Annotated in this window: 1 protein-coding gene; it reads right to left on the reverse strand. The window is 54.8% G+C overall.

The window, feature by feature from the left end:
• Window positions 1–54 precede the first annotated feature (54 nt).
• Window positions 55–1,227, reverse strand: coding sequence for an IS256 family transposase (locus BW934_RS14665; RefSeq protein WP_143232706.1), 1,173 nt, complete (start codon window positions 1,225–1,227; stop codon window positions 55–57).
• Between the last annotated feature and the right edge of the window lie 6 nt (window positions 1,228–1,233).

Raw genomic sequence — 1,233 nt, forward strand, 5'->3', positions numbered from 1 at the left:
CCATCCTGGTCAGATGTGGCATGCCACACACAGTGGGCATGCCACCTAACGTCGTCATGGCAGGTATGGCGTCACTCGGTCGCCGAAGTAGATGGCTAGTTGTCCTAGAATGGTGCCCCAGTTGGCCACTCGCATCGTCCATTTTCTCGTCACCTCCATCGTCGCCAGATACAGCATCTTCAACAACGACTCGTCGTTTGGGAACATGCTCTTGCCCTTCGTCGCTTTTCGTAACTGCCTGTGGTAGCCCTCGATGATGTTCGTTGTATACATGATGCGCCGCATTTCCACAGGGTATCGGTAGAACGTCGCGAGTTCCGTCCAGTTGTCTCGCCACGACTTCACACACAGGGGATAGCGCGCTCCCCATGCCTGTTCAAACTGGTCAAGCTCCATCAAGGCCGCCTCTTCCGTGGGTGCCTGATAGATGGGCTTGAGTGCTGCCGTGACCGCCTTGAAATCCTTGTAGGACACATACCGCAGCGAATTTCGAATTTGGTGGACGATGCATTTTTGGACATCGGAGCGTGGGAAACAGGCGGCGATGGCTTCGCTGAATCCCTTCAGGTTATCCGTAGAAAAGACGAGCACATCCTGCACGCCGCGCGCCTTCAGGTCATTCAACACGCCTAGCCAGAACTTCGAGGACTCACTTTGTCCAATCCAGATGCCCAGCACGTCTTTCTGACCCTCAATGTCGATGCCAATGACCATGTACGCCGCCTTGCTTACCAAGCGACCTTCTTCACGCACCTTGTAGTGAATGGCGTCGAGGAAGACAACGGTATAGAGGGGGTGCAATGGACGATTCTGCCACTCGTGAATCCGCGGCAAGAGGCGATCGGTGAGGTTGGACACCAGCGTGGGCGACATATCCACACCGTAGATCTGCTGGAGGTGGTCCTGGATATCCCTTGTGCTGAAGCCGCGAGCATACAGCGCAATGACCTGTTCCTCGATGCTTGGCATGTACTTTTGACGCTTTTGCACAATGAAAGGCTCAAACTCGCCTTTCCGGTCTCGAGGAAGCGCAATCTCGATATCGCCGAGCTCGGACTGCACCGTACGCATGGCGCCGTGGCCATTTCGGGCGTTATCCGTGTCTTTGTGTTTCGCGTCGTATTTGGCATACCCCAGGTGCGTGTCCAATTCGGCTTCAAGCATTTCTTGGACGGTGCTCGCGAAAAGATCCTTGAGCATGCTTTGGACGTCGTGAATATCCTTCAACTTGCC

The organism is Alicyclobacillus vulcanalis, assembly GCF_900156755.1.
Lineage (GTDB): Bacteria > Bacillota > Bacilli > Alicyclobacillales > Alicyclobacillaceae > Alicyclobacillus > Alicyclobacillus vulcanalis.